General features: G+C 46.6%; 1 protein-coding gene. It reads right to left on the bottom strand.

Annotated elements, in window-relative coordinates; all coding sequences use genetic code 11:
- A partial coding sequence (locus R7P35_RS24985; protein ID WP_318093077.1) for a sigma-54-dependent transcriptional regulator occupies nt 1–1,224 on the bottom strand: 1,224 nt, incomplete at its 3' end.

Raw genomic sequence — 1,224 nt, 5'->3', positions numbered from 1 at the left:
CAACACGACCAATAACGCATCACGCTCACTCTTTTCTCGAATTGATTTCAAACTGCGTTTTGAATCATTACGTTGCGGCAAATCGAGATGATGTTCTTCAATCATCACGCTGTCAGACATCAACACCGCACGCTTAACTTGGTTCATCAACTCGCGAACATTACCAGGCCAGAAGTAACGAGTCAGAGCTTTCAAAGCGTCCTCAGAGAAACTTTTTGCTTGAGAGTTGTACTCTTTAGAGAACTCTTGCAGATAGAAGCGAGCTAGTAGTGCAATGTCACTCGCGCGCTCTTTCAAGCTTGGTACGTTGATACGAAGTACATTGATGTAATGGTACAACTCTTCGTTGAAGTCGCCATCAATCAAAGCTTTTTCTACGTCTGACGAGTTAGCAGCAAGAATACGCACATTCACATTCTTCACACCTTCGCGCGTTTCAATCGTGCCCTCTTGCAAAAACCTTAACAGGTTCATTTGCTGGTCTTTCGAAATGGTCAGAATGTCATTAAACAACACAGTACCGCCATCTGCTTGTTCCAACAGACTTGGGCCCATCTCAGCATCCGCAGCAATACCAAAGACTTCCGCTTGGAAACGTTGCTCATTCAAAGCGCGGCAGTTAATCGACATAAAGGGCTTATGAGAACGGGAAGATACTTTGTGAATTGCACGAGCAACCGCTTCTTTACCAGTACCGCTCTCGCCAGAGATCAGAATACTCACGTCCGTAGGACCAATTCGCTTAACTTGATCGCGTAAGCGCTTCATCGGGATAGATTCGCCAATCAGCCCCATATCGAGGCTATTGCCAAAGCTTGGCCAAACTTTTTTCTCTAGCTTGAGCATACCAAGTTGGTGGCCGATGGTACTCAACAGTTGGGCATCTGGGATTGGGGCAGTAAAAAAGTCGATACAGAAGTTAACGATGAACTGGCAGATGGTGTCTGTGCCGAGCTGAGACTCACGAATAAACGCCAGCCAACGCACGTGCTTATGAGAACTCACTAAGTTTGCCAGACCATTCAAGCTAAACTCGTCATGGCTCAGGTCAACGATACCGATACAAGGCCCAATATCTTCCAATAACGTGTTAGCTTTGCGTAAGTCGCCTACTTGGTGACACTTCCAGCCAACTTGTTCCAGTACTGATAACCAAGGCTCATAAGTACCGCCAACTACCACAAGCGATCCCGGGATGGAGTCCATCTTAAACTGCCCAGCCAT

The organism is Vibrio sp. Vb0304 (genome assembly GCF_033338995.1).
GTDB classification, from domain to species: domain Bacteria; phylum Pseudomonadota; class Gammaproteobacteria; order Enterobacterales; family Vibrionaceae; genus Vibrio; species Vibrio alginolyticus.
The sequence above is the reverse complement of the archived record's forward strand: the minus strand, read 5'-3'. Positions and strand labels throughout refer to the sequence as shown.